Source organism: Belliella alkalica (assembly GCF_022549785.1).
Taxonomy (GTDB): Bacteria; Bacteroidota; Bacteroidia; order Cytophagales; family Cyclobacteriaceae; genus Belliella; species Belliella alkalica.
In genome coordinates, this window is sequence record NZ_JAKZGO010000007.1 from 1 (window position 1) to 18,171 (window position 18,171).

At 36.9% G+C, this 18,171-nt stretch carries 15 protein-coding genes; 6 read left to right on the forward strand and 9 right to left on the reverse strand.

What is annotated here, in order from left to right:
* The first annotated feature begins 270 nt into the window (after positions 1–270).
* Genes MM213_RS09775 through MM213_RS09785 form a run of 3 tightly spaced genes read left to right on the forward strand, consistent with a single transcriptional unit; the run spans position 271 to position 2,208 of the window.
* Positions 271–1,308: a hypothetical protein gene (locus MM213_RS09775; RefSeq protein WP_241411806.1), complete on the forward strand. Its 1,038-nt coding sequence runs from the start codon at positions 271–273 to the stop codon at positions 1,306–1,308.
* Positions 1,298–1,630: a hypothetical protein gene (locus MM213_RS09780; RefSeq protein ID WP_241411808.1), complete on the forward strand. Its 333-nt coding sequence runs from the start codon at positions 1,298–1,300 to the stop codon at positions 1,628–1,630. Before MM213_RS09775 ends, MM213_RS09780 begins: the two co-directional genes overlap by 11 nt.
* Positions 1,627–2,208: a hypothetical protein gene (locus MM213_RS09785; protein WP_241411810.1), complete on the forward strand. Its 582-nt coding sequence runs from the start codon at positions 1,627–1,629 to the stop codon at positions 2,206–2,208. The genes MM213_RS09780 and MM213_RS09785 overlap by 4 nt, the downstream gene beginning before the upstream one ends.
* Before the next feature lie 121 nt (positions 2,209–2,329).
* Here MM213_RS09785 and MM213_RS09790 read toward each other — a convergent pair whose 3' ends face one another.
* From MM213_RS09790 to MM213_RS09800, 3 genes are all read right to left on the reverse strand, one after another.
* Positions 2,330–2,635: a group II intron maturase-specific domain-containing protein gene (locus MM213_RS09790; RefSeq protein ID WP_241411812.1), complete on the reverse strand. Its 306-nt coding sequence runs from the start codon at positions 2,633–2,635 to the stop codon at positions 2,330–2,332.
* An 11-nt stretch (positions 2,636–2,646) separates the two neighbouring features.
* Positions 2,647–2,958, reverse strand: coding sequence for a reverse transcriptase domain-containing protein (locus MM213_RS09795; protein ID WP_241411814.1), 312 nt, complete (start codon positions 2,956–2,958; stop codon positions 2,647–2,649).
* Between the two features lie 669 nt (positions 2,959–3,627).
* Entirely contained in the window at positions 3,628–3,816 is a 189-nt protein-coding gene (locus tag MM213_RS09800) for a hypothetical protein (RefSeq protein ID WP_241411816.1), read from the reverse strand.
* 717 nt (positions 3,817–4,533) lie between these two features.
* Here MM213_RS09800 and MM213_RS09805 point away from each other — a divergent pair.
* The 3 genes from MM213_RS09805 to MM213_RS09815 all read left to right on the forward strand — a co-directional run bounded on the left by MM213_RS09805 (position 4,534) and on the right by MM213_RS09815 (position 8,862).
* On the forward strand, positions 4,534–5,502 hold the full coding sequence (locus MM213_RS09805) for an AAA family ATPase (RefSeq protein ID WP_241411818.1): 969 nt from the start codon (positions 4,534–4,536) through the stop codon (positions 5,500–5,502).
* Between the two features lie 9 nt (positions 5,503–5,511).
* Positions 5,512–7,968: a S8 family peptidase gene (locus MM213_RS09810; RefSeq protein WP_241411820.1), complete on the forward strand. Its 2,457-nt coding sequence runs from the start codon at positions 5,512–5,514 to the stop codon at positions 7,966–7,968.
* Between the two features lie 309 nt (positions 7,969–8,277).
* Positions 8,278–8,862, forward strand: a complete 585-nt coding sequence (locus MM213_RS09815; RefSeq protein WP_241411821.1) for a hypothetical protein — start codon at positions 8,278–8,280, stop codon at positions 8,860–8,862.
* Here MM213_RS09815 and MM213_RS09820 read toward each other — a convergent pair.
* From MM213_RS09820 to hsdR, 6 genes are read right to left on the reverse strand one after another with little or no spacing between them, the layout of a single operon-like run.
* Complete coding sequence (locus tag MM213_RS09820) at positions 8,845–9,741, reverse strand: HNH endonuclease (RefSeq protein WP_241411822.1); 897 nt, start codon at positions 9,739–9,741, stop codon at positions 8,845–8,847. The genes MM213_RS09815 and MM213_RS09820 overlap by 18 nt on opposite strands.
* Before the next feature lie 10 nt (positions 9,742–9,751).
* Entirely contained in the window at positions 9,752–10,540 is a 789-nt protein-coding gene (locus MM213_RS09825; RefSeq protein WP_241411824.1) for an HNH endonuclease family protein, read from the reverse strand.
* The gene (locus tag MM213_RS09830; RefSeq protein WP_241411826.1) at positions 10,537–12,147 is read right to left on the reverse strand and encodes an AAA family ATPase; all 1,611 of its coding nucleotides are present in this window, start codon (positions 12,145–12,147) and stop codon (positions 10,537–10,539) included. Before MM213_RS09830 ends, MM213_RS09825 begins: the two co-directional genes overlap by 4 nt.
* 15 nt (positions 12,148–12,162) lie before the next feature.
* Complete coding sequence (locus tag MM213_RS09835) at positions 12,163–13,407, reverse strand: restriction endonuclease subunit S (RefSeq protein ID WP_241411828.1); 1,245 nt, start codon at positions 13,405–13,407, stop codon at positions 12,163–12,165.
* Positions 13,404–14,867: a class I SAM-dependent DNA methyltransferase gene (locus MM213_RS09840; protein ID WP_241411829.1), complete on the reverse strand. Its 1,464-nt coding sequence runs from the start codon at positions 14,865–14,867 to the stop codon at positions 13,404–13,406. Before MM213_RS09840 ends, MM213_RS09835 begins: the two co-directional genes overlap by 4 nt.
* A gap of 9 nt (positions 14,868–14,876) precedes the next feature.
* Positions 14,877–18,110, reverse strand: coding sequence for a type I restriction-modification system endonuclease (gene hsdR, locus MM213_RS09845; protein ID WP_241411831.1), 3,234 nt, complete (start codon positions 18,108–18,110; stop codon positions 14,877–14,879).
* Between the last annotated feature and the right edge of the window lie 61 nt (positions 18,111–18,171).

Consider the following 18,171-nt stretch of genomic DNA (forward strand, 5'->3'; position numbering starts at 1 on the left):
TTAAACAGGGATTCTGTCAAAGGGATTGGTATGTCTTGTTGAAAAAGAAAAATGTTATAAATGATGAATATCAGAGCCAATTTATTGATTAAGTACGACCTAAAAATCAGAATCCTCGAAAACAAAGATTTTAAATACCCATAGGGATAGCCCAGCTTAGTCCAACTATGTTTTAAACGCAATCTTGATATATCTATTTATTATAGTTATTTTTTTGGGTAGATTGCGTCTAAAACACTTTACGTTAGTCCTAATGCTAAAAAAAACACTATGAAGAAACTGTACACGACTAGTAAGTTCAAAAAACTTAATTCTCAACGTTCAAAAAAACGACTGAGAAATCGTGTCCGGAGAAAGAACAAAAAATATAACCCGACTATACGTAAAACCGAGAATGAAAGTGTTAGACCCGTTGAAAGAAAACCGACACAAAATATTGAAGCACCAAAAAAATTCAGTTTGATTGAAAATACTGAAGAAGTTTTAGCCTATTTCAAGACAGCAAGAACATATTTAAGTGAAGGTTATCCAATAAGATTTGACATTTCTGAAATAGACGCACTAACTACTGATGCAATAGCACTTCAAATAGCAAGGATAAAAGACGCAAACTTTCATAAAAACAAAGGAATATTAGGTAATGCTCCAAATAATCCAAAACTCAAAGAGCTTTTTTTACAATCAGGTTTTTACAATTATGTTCAAACACAAGGTCCTAAACCACAAATTAAAGACACAACTTTAATTCATAAAATAACAGACAACAAAGTTGAACCTCTTATTGCAAAAGAAGCTTGTTTAAGTGGTTTAAGACACACTTTCAATAGTGAAGAAATTTTTGACCCATTGTATGACATAATTATTGAAATTATGCAGAATACAAATAACCACGCAGGTGAAGAACGCGGGAAGTACGATTGGTGGATACACATATACAATGACCCTATCTCTAAAACTTCCAAGTATACATTTTTAGACCTTGGAGTAGGAATATTTGAAAGTCTACCAGCAAGAACTTTTAAAGAAAAAACGTTAGCTGAAAAATTGGGCTTTTCTCATAATGTAGATTTAATCGAGCCACTATTCAATGGGGAAATAAAATCTAGGACAGGTAGACCAGAAAGGGGAAATGGTATTCCACAAGTTTATGACTCAAGTAAGGATAAAGCTTTTTCAAAATTTGTCCTTATAACGAATGACGTATTTGTGAACTTAAAGACTTTAGAAACAAAAAAATTAAAAAATAATTTCAGTGGAACTTTGTTCTATTGGGAACTTAAACAAGATAATGATGGAAATGGAAATTAAAGACACATTGATTATCGCAAAGGAATTTGGCGATACAGCAGGTGCAAGAGACTATGATGATGGAGACTTCTCAGGAAAAGAATTTTACGACAACTTTTTACTTCAAAGGTTCAATAAAGCCGTTGAAGGAAATTACTTATTGTTAATTGACATTGATGGCTTTTGGGGTTGGCCTTCGTCTTTTGTGTCAGGTTCATTTGGCCTTCTTTCAATGGAACTAGGCTCGGAATTAGTTTTGAAGCACTTACGATTTAAATCTGATAAGAATCCATTAAAGATTGATAAAGCTATTCACGTTATTAAAAATCCAACTAAGAAATGAAAATACTTAAGTTTTTTTTGTTGCCCTTAGTTACGCTTGTAGGTGGCATTATTCTAGGAATTGTAATTCGTGATTTTCCGCTTTTTACTTTGAACTATAATTTAAAAGTGACAGAAGTTTTAAGTGTACTTCTAACTTTTGGTATAGGAATTTTTATACCTCTAATAGTAAAAAAGTTAATTGATGATAAAAGGTCATTCAAAAACACACTGATTGAAGAAGCCGGCTCGTTTGTTAAAACTGCAAGTCGGATTAATGAACGTATAACGACTATTTATGAATCGACTAAAATAACTCAAAGGGACAAAGACGATTTGAATTTGCTGTTTGAGATTGCAGACGAAGAATTTAATTCGTTATTTTCATTTATAGAGACTTATTGTCAAGACGGTACCAAAAAAGAATTAGCCAATTTGAAAGCAAAATGGATTGACTATTGGAAAATTTTAACAGGTACAGAAGTTACAAAAAGCGAAGTAAAAAGACTTGACGAGACTACATATAAAAAAGCGGTAAAGACGTTTAATGAACTTAAAGGCATTGTGAGAAATATAAAAACTCAACTGAATGAATTATAAAAGCACTAGGGCTAGTCGAGTAGGCAAAGGGGAATTCCACCCCTAAGCCTCTCACAGAACCGTACGTGAACCTCTCGATTCATACGTCTCTTATCATGCAGTCGGTTAATTGCCCGTTATGTCAGACTAATTTGTAGCCCAGTTCCCAATGATAGAACAGGTTTGGATAAGAGACTGTAACTTGCCTAAGCCATTTTACTGCTTTGACCTTGCTTCCTTTGAATCGCTTGTACTTGTTCAGAATCCACCTGATCAGTCGGTGATGTAGGTAATAAAACACAGGTTTTAAACTTCTACGGCTTATTTTCCCATAGTATTGAATCCATCCTCGTATCTTTGGATTTAGCAATATTGCTAGATCCTGAATACCTCTTTGGGTTTTGTTATGGAAATTGAGTTTTCGAAGTTCTTCGTTGATACGCACCATAGATTTTCGGCTCATCTTACAATCAAACTGCAGATAACTTCCCCACTCCTTAATTTGTTTCTAATAGGCTGAAAACTGAAGCCCAGAAAATCAAACTGAACAGGATAGCCTTCCAGGTTTCTGCCATCTTTCTTGCAATACACAATTTTGGTCTTTTCAGGATGGACTTTTAAACCACAATTTTCAAGACGTCTTTTCAGATCTGCAAGGGTTTCTACAGCTTTCTGATAGCTACTGCAATGGATAATTAGGTCATCAGCGTACCGAATCATAATGACTGATGGATGTAATTTCTCCAACCACTTATCAACACAGTAATGCATATAGAGGTTGGCGAGGATCGGGATGATTACTCCTCCTTGAGCGGTTTACTGGATTGTAGGTTGCGCCCGCCCGGATGGCCCAGTCGGACGGGATTTGATGTAGTAGGAAAGCATAGATTCATACCTTTTTCCTCTCAATCGTGACAGAGTTATAGTAGTAATAAGTATAGGACTTTGATCCGCCTCGGCGGACCAATCCCCTCTCCTACCTCCCCTAAGGTTTGGCTCCTCCGCTAAAAATGTCCTTTGGGACAATTTTCTTGACGCTCGGCCCTTCAATGCATGGGCATGTTCTTGATCCACCCCTAGTCTGAGCAGGTTTTTACGTTTCTGCTCAAATTTCTTCTCCGTTGCCTTGTACAATTGGTTGACTTTGTCCCACTTGAAGCGCTTGAACTTGTTCAAAACTAACATGATTGGTTATTTTGGTCTGACTATGATCAACATTTTCCAAATTAAAAGTACTCCTAGCCACAGCCCAGCCTAGTCCAACTATGTTTTAAACGCAATCTTTAAATATCTTTTATTGAAGTTATTTATTTTTGGTACTTACCTCCTGATTGAAAGTTTAACTATAAGAAAAAAAATAACCCTCGCGATTTTGCGAGGGTTTACATTATCTATTTTTCTGCCGACTTAAGTCAATTATCTATTTAAATTTTAGGGAATTTACTTTGCATTTACAAGATACCATTCCTTCTTTTCTGTATTTTGTTGAAATAGTAAACTGTAATCATTTCCTTCATAGGTGATTTCTATTTTAACAACTCCCTTTTTTAAATCTGTTCCCCATGCGTATGGTACGATATGTAGTCCATGGGATTCTAATTTTTTTAAAAGTAATTTATCTTTTACCATAAAAATTGGTCTCGCATTTTTTAGCTAAATGCCTGCAGAACAACACGTACTGCTATTAGCATCTCATCTTGTGCGAGATTTATTTATTACATTAATATCTCAATTTTAGTTCCATACACTCAATCTTATTACAAAAGAATCTTCAACACTTTTAAAATCAACAGAATGAACAAAAAATTTCTTTTTTAAGCTACGTGAATGGTGAAGAGTTGAAATTCCAAATATCCGAAATATACTAATTTAGCATAATAAGAAAATTGTTAAAAGGCCTGTAAATAACTTGTTTACTCCTGGAAGGAAAAGTACTAAAAGACGTAGATTTTAGTCATAAAAATTCAATGGAAATAAATAAATCTGATACATTAGATTGAGACCTAATCCCATACTGTATCTTTTACGATTTAGCTCTGTAAAACCAAGCTTTAAGATCATGTTGTTTTGTAACTGGAGTATTTACCTACTATAATTGAAGATAAAACGTAAACTATTAATCAAGCAAACGGATTTGATACGGAAATCTATGGGTTTTATTGGTTTTGAAAGGATTGATTAGGAGCAAAAACAATTGCTTTGGTTGACAAATTATGTTTTTTATCGAAATCTGTCAATCAGCGTTCTAGATTAAAAAAAGAAACTAAGATATTTCATGGGATATTGAGGCATATTGTATTATTTTACGTTTATATCTTAAAGAGTAGATTTTTGGTAATTCCAACCATGGCAGCTGCAGAACAAATAAAAACGTTAATCAAATCATTTGGAGAAGGGGATGAATCCCGCTTCTATGCTACTGCTATGCAAATTGCTGCATCTGAAGCTAGAAAAGGGCATCTTGCACTGGCTGAGGAATTGAAAAAATTGATTGATAAGAGTAAATCTTCCAAAGCTGTTGTCAAAAGATTACCTGTAAATGCTGCCCAAAAAGAACTGAATGACCTCTTGGAACTGGTCAGTCCCAGCATAAGATTGAAAGACATGGTGCTTTCCAAGGATATTCAGGAGACCTTGGCTAAAGTCATCCACGAACAAAGGCATTTGGATAAGTTATTAAGCCATAATCTTCAACCTAGAAGGAAACTCCTTCTTGTTGGTCCTCCGGGATCAGGAAAGACCATGACTGCCCATGCGTTAGCTGGAGAATTAGGGCTTCCCTTATTTGTCATTCGTTTGGATGGTCTTATCAGTAGATACCTTGGTGAATCCATAGCGAAGCTTAGATTGATTTTTGATGCCATGATGGACTTTAGAGCTGTTTATTTGTTTGATGAATTTGACAGCATTGGTAGCACTAGAACCCAGACTCAAGATGTGGGTGAAATCAAAAGAGTATTGAATAGTTTTTTGTTACAGATTGAAAAAGATAAGTCCAATAGTTTGATAGTTGCTGCTACCAATTTGCCAGAAAGTTTGGATACTGCCCTTTTCCGAAGGTTTGACGATATCATCAATTATACTAACCCTTCAGAAGTACAGATCAAACAAATTTTTGCTTCAAGATTAGAGGAAATAGGAATTCAAAAAAACCTGGACTTAGATCACCTATCTAAGAGCTCAATGGGTTTGAGCTATGCGGAAGTGCATAAAATATGTGAAGATACCTGGAAAGATTATTTGCTGTATGGAGAAAATCGTGTAACCGAAGAAAAAATAATTCAGTATATAATGGCAAGAAAGAGAACATACTAATCAAAACACATGGATGGATTTTTTAAGCATATATTTTTAGAGAACAAAGCGAGTTCTATAAGCTTTACTCCCCTAGGAACTGGTAGGTTTAAAACAAACAAAAACATCGATCAAACCAAACAAGGGAGTAAACTCAAGAATGAATTTGATGCTGCTTTCCAAGGTTTTTGGCAAGGAGAACCTGGTGATTTCGTGTATGTGGAATTTGAAACATTTCCTGGTTTTGAACTTGATATCAACAAATTTGAAGTGAAATCGGGTGATATAAGAATTGCTTCTTTAAGACAAGTAATAGAGGAAGATGGTTCTGAAAAGACCACGAGTTCGATCTATCTTTCTAAGAAAGGAGTTAAAGTTTTTCTCGAAAAAATATCCGCCTATTCTCAACCAGAAAGAAATACAGAAATAGGAAACCCTAAAAACGCAAGCCTATTATCCAACCTTGAATCCATACATCAAGCTACTCTAAAGTCCTTTTGGCAAGAACCTGAAATCCCCTTCCCTGATAATGAACAGGAAGTATGGTGGGAGGTTTGGTTAGATATAACGACCACGTCAGCGGAGGCTGTCCGTACGGAGATCACTGACCGATTACAAGCATTCGGTGTACAGATATCCTCTCGATTTTTGGTTTTTCCAGAACATCTTGTGATTCTGGTAAAGGGAGGTGCTAAACAACTGGCTGAACCACTGTTATATTCTCAATACCTGGATGAATTAAGAAAACCAGTGGAGTTGTCTGATGCTTTTACTTCCATGGATATTCCTGAACAAAAAGACTGGATAGCCAACTTGGCGGAGCAATTAGAAATTCAGGAAAATTCAAACTTGTCAATATGCCTTTTGGATTCTGGGATCAATGAAAGCCATCCCTTATTGGCACATTTGTCATCAATTATCCATGTGGATACGGTTGACCCTTCATGGGGGACTAATGATTCTTGGCGTTTCCCTGGTCACGGAACAGCTATGTCAGGAATCATCTTTTTTGGGGATTTATCGGAAGCCTTAGTATCTAGGGAAAGCATTAGGATTTTCCACCAATTGGAAAGCATAAAGTTGATCCAGCAATCAAAGCCAATAGATCCAGATCAATATGGTGCGGTTACAGAAGAAGCCATTGCTAGAGCAGAGACAAATCCTATTGAACAAAGAGTATTCTGCATGGCCATAACTGCTGATGGAGATACCAACTTTGGTAGACCTAGCGCTTGGTCTGCGGCAGTAGACAAATCAGCCTTTGGAGAAGAAGATTGGAAACGGTTAGTATTGGTTTCCGCAGGAAATATTCCCAATCATAGATGGCTGGAATATCCTTTATCCAATAAGGATTACAGCATACATGACCCTGCCCAAGCTTTCAATGCCCTGACAGTTGGAGCATATACCTTGAAAGATAGAATTGATTTATCCAAATATCCAGGAGCAACTCTTTTGGCTCAAAGAGGGCAGTTAGCTCCTTCAAGCAGTACAAGCATAACTTGGGGAAAAGAATGGACAATTAAACCAGAAGTTGTTTTTGAGGGAGGAAATGCTGCAGAATGGAATCGCGGACTTTGTGATCCTGATTCCTTGATGCCATTAAGTATTTCCAAAGGAGGAATGGCAAGCTCTCTATTCTCCACTTTTGGAGAAACCTCCTCAGCAACGGCATTTGCTAGTAAGTTTGCCGCAAGTATTTTAGAAAATTATCCAAAAATTTGGCCAGAAACAGTAAGGGCACTTATGATCCATGCTGCCCAATGGACAGATCAAATGTTGGGTGACAGGAAAATTGAAGATCTTTCCACAGTTGAAAAAATGCAATTATTAAGGACAGTAGGTTATGGAGTGCCTTTTTTGCCTGCTGCCTTATACACTTTACAAAATTCCGTTTCCTTAGTTGTTCAAGAAACCATTACACCTTATAAATTTGAAAGTAGTCGGGTTCAGGCCAATGAATGCCATGTATTCACCCTTCCTTGGCCACAGCAACAATTGTTGGAAATGGGAAATACACAGGTCAGGTTGAATGTAACGCTCTCGTATTTCATTGAACCCAACCCAGGCAATAAGAGGTATGCCAAGGCTAACAATTATGCTTCATTTGGTCTTCGGTTTAAATTAAAGGATACCAATGAAACTTCCACTACTTTTTTGGCAAGGATCAATAAAGAGGCTAGAAATGCATTAGAGGAGGACTATCAACAAGAAGGTAGTGAAAATTGGGTAATCGGTCAAAAAATACGAGACAAAGGATCCATCCATAGAGATATCTGGATAGGCAATTCAGCTGATTTGGCTACCAAGAACGAACTGGCCATCATTCCAACTGGGGGTTGGTGGAAGACAAGACCCATCCATAAACGCTACAAACAATCCGTCCGATACAGCCTGATCATCAGCATAGAAACAGATACGGAGGATTTACTGACTCCGATTTTGAATGAATTGAAGTTAGGTGTTGAAGTCTTAAATATTCCCTAATGATATGCTAAACTGGCGAGACATAAATTCCGAAAAACCTGAAATTGGACAAGTTGTAATCCTATTGGATGAAAAGATCACAGATTTTAGAAGTGGACTTTAGGCCAGTTTTTAGAAAATGAAAATAACACTGACCATGGATACTTAATTCAATCAAATAAAATAATTAAGCCTGATAGCTATGCTTTTTGGACACCATTTTTAATAAAAGATCAAAGGATTCCGGGAGACTATAAAGAAAAAGAGTTGCCACAGTTTCTATGTGCCTTCAAAGAAATTTTAAAAAGCTATGAAAATAGAATACTACTTATGGCTAAAACAAGTCAGTTATCCAGTGGAAAAACCTTCCATTTGGATTTCTATTTGAATGGTACCTATTCCAGAGCACTATCATTAATTGAGGGTTTTAGAGTTCTGTTAGATTCGAAAAATTACATGGCTGCATCTCATATTATAAGACCTTATCTGGACAATTTCCTTCGCTTATTTGCATCTCATTTGGTCAAGAATCCAAATGGATTTGGCAACGAAGTGATGAAAGGAAAAAAAATGGAGGAGTTCTTTGATAAAGAAAATCCAAAAAAAACGCTTAAGGATTGGTATTTAAGGGAAAAAGCCTCTGAATCACACCCTTGGATCAACGAAGTCTATAAAAAAACCTCAGGATATATCCATTTTAGCTCCAAACATATTTTCAATCCAATTAGCAAAGTAAATAAAGAAGATGGAACTATTGGACCTTATCTAACTAATTACGACTCTGAAACAGTTACTGACCTCAACCGAATTGAAGCAGTCCTAGTAATAATTGAAATTTCAAACTGTATTTTGGAATATGCTTATGGTTGGACTAGAACGAAAAATCAGGACTACTTATCATTTTGTAAAGTGTAATCTATCGAATTCTATTCCATTTTTCAGGTTATGTTCACCTTCAATATAAGTGACAATTTCCCCGTTTTTTTCTTTGTTTACAATCTTCACTCCATATCTTTCAAGAAACGGACTTATATTTCCGTGCTGCTGAAGCCACTCTTCATAGCCTTTAATTGATGGCCCTCCAGTGTTAATTACGAACTCTACACCATGATAAACAAAAACAAAAAAAGTCTCCTTTCTGCTAGTAATTAGTAAATCATTTCCTATTCCAGCTGTCACCCAATCTCCACTTTGAGGATCACGCATTAAGGCATCCATGGGATAGATTGTTCGCTGTGAGAATGGCCAAACACTTACTCCTTTGTTATACCGAGCATAATTCCGAATCGAGTCATAATGCGGTTCTTCTGCCAATATCTTACACCAATCTGAATCGTATAAGTTTTGATAAACCAAAAACTCCAAAGCCATCTTCGCTAGTAATCGAGACATTAGGTCTTTTGGTGGATTGATACTAATTGGAAATAAAAAATGATTGGCTTCAAGACTGATATTTTTATGAACATTAAATTTTGTGGAATTTTCTAAACTTATTGTAAGATTACCCTTCTCATTAAGTTTCAAGTTAATCTTTGTTTCCGTTCCAGCTATTTCACCTAGAACAGAAGGATGATTCCCTTTTTTATTGGGTACTTGATACCAACCCCTCATATTTCTAAATGAAGGATGCTCAAGTATCGGCTTTTCCACCTTTCTAGCAAAATAGTTATTGCAAGAATCACAGACTATACCTTTCGGAAGTACCAGTTTGTAGCTACCAAGAGACTCTGGAACAACATGTTCTCTACTTGTAGATTCTGATGTATCCTTTTTACAAAATAGGCACTGTTTCATAATTAAAATCTTATAAAAATATTAAGTATTGACTAAAATTACTTTTAAACATATTTGAATATTCACCACCTTCAGAAACATAGTTTCTTAATCTATCAAAAAAAATTTCTTTACATTTTTGCTCATTTGGGTGTCCTATGGAGGTGATATAGCAATCCTCTAAAGCACTAAGGTCATCGAGCCTCTCTTCTCTAAAATTGTCTAGAAAACTTCTATCTAGCCCTAGTTGGGTAATAGTTACTTGTCCTCTAGTTGTTTTGGCTTTTATATATTGATCGATAAATTCAATATGATCTTCAGGATCATCGTTTTCAGGATGAATAAAAGTTGGCAACTCACTATTTACGTCTGAATGATGATTTAATGCCCTTACAGAATTACTTTCAATTGGAAATACATCTTGCTTTTCTCGCTGATTGCATTTTTGACACGCTAAAAACAAATTATCCCAATCATAGGATTTCCAATAATATCCCGGATAAACAATTGGTGTCCCATTCGCCTGCTTCCATCGACCCTTTGGTCTAAAATGTTCAATATCACCGTCCGAAACATGCCTCATTTTTGATTCGCAAAAACAGCATTTGCCATTTTGAATATCTGTTAATGCCTCCTTCACCTCATCGCCTCCATATATTTCTTTTTTAAAATTGAACTGAGAAACTGGTTTATTTGGGGATAATGCAAGATATCCACTTGGATTTGAATCAAAATCAGTTTGAAATTTCGATTTTTCAAGTAATCCATCTGAGGCCAATATAGATGGTACAGATACTCCAGATTTATCAATTCTTATCATTTTTGCTGACTTTTTATTCTTATTGCTTCGTTTCTTAAAATTATCTTATCTTCAACTTCTTCAATTGTTTCTCCAGTTGGTAAATACCCTAGTTTGTTTTTGTATAATTCCAAAAGCCTTTTATCTTCTTCGCTCAAATTACCTTTTGAAATTATTTGCTTTCTCTTTTCTGCAAAGTCATCTGTTGATAAGGTTCTAGAACTATTTAAATTAAAATATTTACTCAATAAAACATGATCAATTCTCCAGTTTGGTAATTCAAATACTTTATAATCAACCTCTATCGTATTTTCTATTCCTTCTTTAAATAAAAAAATATCGCATCCTTTTGCTTCCTGAACAATTAAAGGACTATGCGTTGCTACTATAATATGACTGTTATCATCATTCAAATTGAAATAATGTAGCAATTCCACAAATCTTCTTTGCCAAGCTGGGTTTAAATGTGTGTCTGGTTCATCTAGTAGAAACAGGCAATCTTGCCTCCCAGAAATAAGTATCAATCCCAAAACGGTTATCAGTTGTTGTTCTCCTTCACTAAGAGAATGAAATTGAAACATTGTATCTCTTAATTCGGACCTGACACTTAATTGAATTTCATAAATCGAATCAATTACATAAAGAGCATCGAGGGCATCTAAAAAATCTGCTGGGTGTAAAAATTCTTTGTTAACTTTAGTTGCAACTTTATTTTTATCTAGTTTAATAATTAAATGTTCTAGCCCATCCTCGTCGTCAAAATACGATGTGGGAATATCAGGACTGTTTAAGTATAAAAATGAAATTAGCTTATGTGCTTTTCCTTTTGTCCCCCAAAAAGGATATTCAATTTCTTCTTCTTCTGTTTTTTTTGGTAAAAGGTTTTCTACAATAAATTCTATACTAACTGGATTCAAAGATTTTTCAGAACCACGTTTATACCAGTTTGGCTGTTTCAAATGTATAGTAAATTCTTCTAGATTGGAAAATGAAGTGAACTCTTTTATTAAGTAATCTAGTCTTTCTTTGAATTTAGCAGAAGGTGGATCAAATCGAAATAGCAATATAGTCAATAGTACTAGTTGCGAATGGTGATTTTCTGCAAAAAACATATCCCGAAACCCCTGATCTAAAACGTTGTTTTTCTTAAGATCTTCCCATACTGTTTCTTCATATGGCCGAATTATTTCTCTTATCCTTTTGTTTTCCCCTGAATAATAACCAATTATATAATCTGGCAAATATTCTTGTTTTCGCTTACTTTTAAATTCAGAAAATTTTAATGTATGGAATTCTAGATCAGATGTGCCTTTTTGTTTGCGCTTAATATAAAAAACATTTTCTCCATCATTATTAAAGCATTCAATAATCAACTCTGAATTCTTACACTCATATCGAATTTTGTATTCAAAAAAATTATACGGCCATTCTAAAAACGCTTTCCTAGTCCGCAGTAAACCTAGGTCTCTAAAGATTAAACCCAATATCTCTATTAAATTAGACTTGCCAAGTCCATTCCTACCTACTAATAGTGAAATTAGATCAGAATTAAATTCTAGATGCAAATTTTTGAAATTTTTATATTTGGAAATCCAAAGAGACTTTATCTTCATATTATTTTTTTTCATGAAGTAGTTTAAAACTTAATCGACATTAACCAACTCCCCCCGAAATGCCTTCGCCAATATCGCCTGAGGCAATTGGTCAATCTTGGCTTTTAAGGAGTCATATTGGGATTCGATTTTGTCTGCCATAGAGAATAGAGCATCGACCTGAGATACGATTTCTTTTTGTTCTTCTAAAGGCGGCATAGAAATATCCCAGTTTTTGACTTTACTTAGATTCAAATTAGGCTGATTTCCTCCTTCTGCTTTTGCTCTAATGTCATTGTATTGGCTTAAGCAGTAATAGAATACATAGGTTCTAGTAATCGTAGGCATTGTTTCATTTACTAATGCTGCAATTGCTTGATTGGTTGTAGCCTCTATTTTTAGCCATCCAACTTGACCTCTAGTTTTACCTTCACCATACATGGCAACCAAAAGTGTATCTACTGGGAAAATTTTAACATTTGAGTCCCTGATAGCTATTTCTGTTATAAGTTCATCAGCTTCAAATATTAACTCATTTTTGACCAGTCCAGATTTTACCCAAGGGATGGTTCCCCCTTCATAATATTCTTTCACACCTCTTCTCGGGGTACCACCGGTTTTGACCTCAAATAAACTTCCAATTGTAGTCTCCTCCCACTCCTCCAATCCTTTCCCCTCTCTCCATTCCCTCGTCAACTCCCCAGTAACCGCCTGGGTCAAAACCTGCTGACGGAAGTTTTTTAGCAAGGTAGGTATCCCGTCCAACTTCTCCCTTAAACTATCCAAATGTCCAAACAATGCATCCAATTTGGCTACTATGCGCTGTTGCTCGAGAAGGGGAGGGAGTAAAAACTCTAATTCCTCAATCATTTTTGCAGAAATATTTGGTTGGGCTGCTCCGTAAGCCACGTCCTCAATTTCTTTCTTTAAGTTTCCAAGCAGGTAGAAAATGAATTTCTTGGATACTTTATCTGTGTTTGGTTTTAAGTTACCGACACGCTGATTTTGGAGTGCAATTTCACTTTCGTTGTAAATCCCATATTTTCCTGTTGTTGCGCCAGACATAGCAACCAAGATATCCCCCCTTTCAACAACAAAATTTTTCTTGAAAAGCTCTTCAGGAACCATTGCTGAATTTTGAATAAGTACTTGTCCATCTTGGATATTAGATATCCTGATAACTGGAATTCCGTAATCTTTAAAATCCTGTGATTTAAATGCATATCCGTTTTTCACAGATAAAACTTCTTTTAGCTTGGTTTGAGTCCACCCCATTGGTAATTTCTCCTCCATCATCCCAACAAAGCAATTATCTGGTCCAACTCTTTTTTAATGGCATCCAATTCAGATGCTGCCTGCTTGGCGATATCCAAGGGCTGACCCAGGTCGGCATTTTTGCTGATGTTCTCATTCTCAATCAGACCGATATCCAAGGAATCGTTTTTGGCGGCGATCTGCTCACGGGTAAAGACCTGCCATCTTGGGTCCTGAATGGCTTGACGTTTGGCATCATCCACCGTCCCATCATAGCTGTCCTTCACTTCCTCCAAGCCCAAGCCTCCTGTATAAGCTTTTACAAAATCCGCAAAGGCTTCCCGGGTAAAGGGAGTTCGCTTACCATAGCTAGGGGCATTGGTTCGCATATCGTAAAACCATACCCGTTTGGTATTGCCTGTTTCTTTTTTGCCCCGAGTAAAAAACAGCACATTGGTCTTCACACCTGCAGCATAGAAAATTCCCGTTGGCAAGCGAAGCACTGTATGTAGGTCGCATTTATCCATTAAGTCACGACGGATTTTTTGTCCATCATTATCTTCGAAAAGCACATTATCGGGAAGCACCACTGCAGCCCTTGCTGTACCCGTATCCCTTCTTAGGGAACGGTAGATGTGCATCAGGAAATTCAGCTGCTTATTTGAGGTTTGGATGGTAAAATCATCCCGAGTAGGCCTTTCTCCTCCCTGCTTGGTTCCGAAAGGTGGATTGGCAAGCACGCCGTCATAGTTTTTGAAACTTTTACCTTGTTCTGTCAAGGTGTCTCCCATAAAGATTGGGCTTTCCAGGCCATGCAGCTTGGCATTCATCAGAGCGAGTCTATGGGCATCCTGTACCAGTTCACAACCTGAAAAAGCCTCGTTGACTTGAAAAGCTCTTTCTTTGCTGTCTAAGGCATAGTAGTCCATTGTCTTTCGCTTCAGATACTCATCCGCCGCAATCATAAAGCCAAAAGTTCCTGCTGCTGGGTCATTCCAGCGCTCACCAATTTTGGGAGCGAGCAACTCCACCATCACATTTATCAGTGGTCTAGGTGTAAAGTACTGCCCTGCCCCACTCTTTTTCTCTCCCGCATTCTTTTCCAGTAGTTCTTCATAAATACTGGCAATCTTATCCTGCTCCTCGTCCTCATACCAATCGATTTGATCAATATTGGTAATCAACGTGCGGAGGTTGACAGGCTTGCGCAGGGTACTAGAGGCATTTGTATAGATTTCCGTGATTGCAGCATTGGTGGACATCGTACCCAAGTTAGCCAGCAAGTCACGGTAAGTATCAAAGAGTTCTTTGTTGTCTTTGATCCCTTTGAGTTTAGACCAGCGATATTGTTCGGGAATGTCTTGGTCGAATTTCTTCACCTCGGACAATCTTAAAAAAAGTATATATGTAAGTTCGTTCAAATACTGATGATATGTAACTCCGTCATCACGAAGTACGTTACAAAGTTCCCACAGTTTCTTTGCAATCTGTTCTGCACTCATGTTTTTCGTTTAGGCGTATAAATTTTGATTGATCTGAGTGATCATTTCTTCCAGTTGCTCCTCAAAAATCCTGTTTAGCCGCTCAAATCCTCCGGCTTCATCGAAAGGATCTTCATCCAGATCTTCTTTTCTCAGAACTGTTTCTTTGAGCAGTTGTTTTTCAAAGCGGTCTATCCATTTTAGTTGGGTTTTGTTCCAAACTTTCATCTCCCGAATGCTGTTGACTGCTTTTTTGACACGTTCTTCGTGACTGATAAGCGAACTGCCCAAGGATAGTGTACGGATATATGAAATGATATCTGCTGCAATATCTTCATTTTTTGTTGCTTTCCATGCAGCATGCAATGAAGTGGTATTATAACCTTCTTGGTCAAGGGCTAGCATCAGATCCTTCAAAGACTTGCGGTCCAGTTCGGTAGGGCGACTACAGACGATTTTTAGGGCTTCGATTTTGTTTTGATTATCTTGAATAAATCTAGCAAAGTTATCTAGATAGTCTTCAGGCTTTTTGGCTTTGCCATATCCCCGTTCTATTCCAAGAAACATATCATCATGTTCTGATACTAAAGTTGGATTTATCTCAGGTCGTAATTTGTCCAGAAAAACCCATAAGCCCGTTAGCTCAACAATTTTCTTTAAAGCTTCAGATGTATCTAAACCTTTTAATTGCTCCAAAAACTCCTCTGGATCTGATCCATTGGCATTATAAGCAAATTGATTAGCATGATCTCCTTTAAGGTATCTCTTCTTGCGCTGAATTTTAGCCACCAATTGTTCCACCTGCTTTTTGGCCTTTTCTCCTTGGTCAATTTCTTTCAGCTCTTCTACCAAGAGTTGGAAGCTGACTTTGGGGTTGGCTACAACTGGTTTCATTTGAGTGAAATCTTCTAATGTTTCGTAAATTTTCACTGCATCGTAAATTTTAAAAACTTCCTTGCCGATTTCATCACAACGACGGGTAGCTCTCCCTAACATTTGTTCATAGAGAATTCTTGATTTAATTCGACGCATAAAGACCAAGTTACAAATAGCTGGCACATCAATGCCAGTGGTCAAAAGATCTACCGTCACCGCAATATTTGGGTATTTTTCATTTTTGAAGCGACGAAATTGCTCTTTTGGGTTATAAGATTTTCCAGTGATTTTCTGAATGGCATCATCTTCTACTTCAACACCAATCGTTGCAAACTCTTCTTTCAGGTAAGACACCACCATATCAGCATGTTCATCAGTTGCTGCAAAAACCAAGGTCTTTTCCTCCCCATCAGGATCAAGTTCCTTAACCAATTGTTGGATGACCGTTCGGTTAAAACTCGGAGTAATTACTTTTCTATTGAACCCAGAAATATCGATTTTCAACTCATCATCGAGTTTTTCAAGTTCGATGATCGTATTATTTTCCCTATCCAAAGCCTTTGGTTGAGCGCCTTTCTCCCAAATAATACCCTCTTCTCCTAATTGGGTTTTGATGATGTAAGGAGGTTCATGGTCTATCAAGAACCCGTCAATCACTGCCTCTCTGTAGGAATAAGTATATACAGCTGGGCCGAAAATTTCAGTAGTATGTAAGGCAGGGGTGGCTGTGAGACCTATCGCAAAAGCATCAAAATAATCAAGTACCATTCTGTACTTGCTAACATAATCCCGCTGATCTTTGAAATTGAGCTCGTCTTCATCCATCTCACGATCCATCAAGTAGCCTCTATGGGCTTCATCGATGATGATACAATCGTATTGATCTACCGGAGGGCTATCTTGATCTTCACTATAAAAAAGACGCTTGACCATACCTTGTACCGTAGCAAAATGAAGCCGTGTGTCCAATTCGGGCACTTTGTCTTGAAGTTCCTTTATTCCATATATTTCGGAAAAGGTATTGAGTCCGATGATTTTATTGTCTTTGAAAGAATTGATAGCTTGGGTGGCCAATAGAGTTCTATCTACTAAAAATAGAATTCTTTTGAAGCGGTTAGACTGAATCAATCGGTAGCAGAGACCAATGATAGTTCGGGTCTTTCCTGTTCCAGTAGCCATCGTAATCAAAGCCCTTGATCTAAAAGGATCTTCAAGCAATACTTTCTCCAATTCTTTAATTGCTTGAATTTGATACTTCCTCAAACCAAGCCCTGACTGACTTTCTAAAAAATCTACAGTCTCGGTTTTTAGTTTATCCTCTGATGCCTGTAGGTCTTTTTCCATTAACTTGACTAAACCTTCCGGACTGTACCACCCTTTTAGCGCTTTGGATCTTTTGTGTTTTTGTCTTACATCGAGAAACCAAACCCCGCTCTTGGTTTTAATTTGCTCCAAGTAAGCCCTTCCATTTGTAGAAAAGAGGAAAGGAACCTTATGTCCCTGCCAATCTCCCAATAAGCTACCTTCAAACTTGGTTTCTACTAGCTCAGCATAAATTTTGGATTGGTTTAAGTCTGTCGAAATATCCGAAGCATATTTTTTTGCTTCCACAATTGCGTATAATTGTGTTCCTATGAAAAGTGCATAGTCTGCCCATTTACCTCCACACGGCCATTCTGCTATTGCTAGATTTTTACCTCTTTGAGGTTGTGTCTTATTCTTTTTGAAATTGAGTACTTGTGTATCAACTTCCCAGCCTGCAGCCCGTAATTGCTCGTCTATCAAAAGACGGGTTTCTGCTTCTGACATTTCTATCTTTCGAGCAGCTTTCTGAGAGCGAGTTTGGATTTCTTGTTGTTTTTCTTCTGGAAGTTGAATAGTGCTCCTTTCTTGGAGCAGTTCCTCAAATTTTACTTGCAGCTCCGCATATTCCTGTTCTAAAATATGAAGCGCATGGCGTGTATCCTTATTTTCTGGTAAGTGAAATTTTACTGTGCTGAGGTCATCATTTTCTTCTGAATATGTTTGATAAAACCATTTGGATATTTTGAATGTGGAAAAGAGTAATTCTTTAGCATCGTTCAAAGATCCTTTGTTATCATGTACTGCTTTGTTTCCCTTGTTTTTGATAGTGTGAAGGAGGTCTTTTACTTGAGAAGGCAAGACATTTTCAAACTCCAAAGTTTTCAATCGGCTATGAAAGGTATTATCATAAGGGAAGTCCAGATGATGCAATTCAAAAAGTAACTCACTGACCCTTTCCCCAAACTGTCGCAGTTTCCATAGACTAGTTACTGGATCCTGATACAAATTAAACTCGGCTGACTGCCCGATATTAAAAAGGATTGGAAATTCAGATTCTAGAAAAGAAAAATTGGATTTGGGCATATATTACTATTAAGTGTGGTTTTTAGCTTCTGCTAAAATAAGGATCTTAAACTAAAATCAC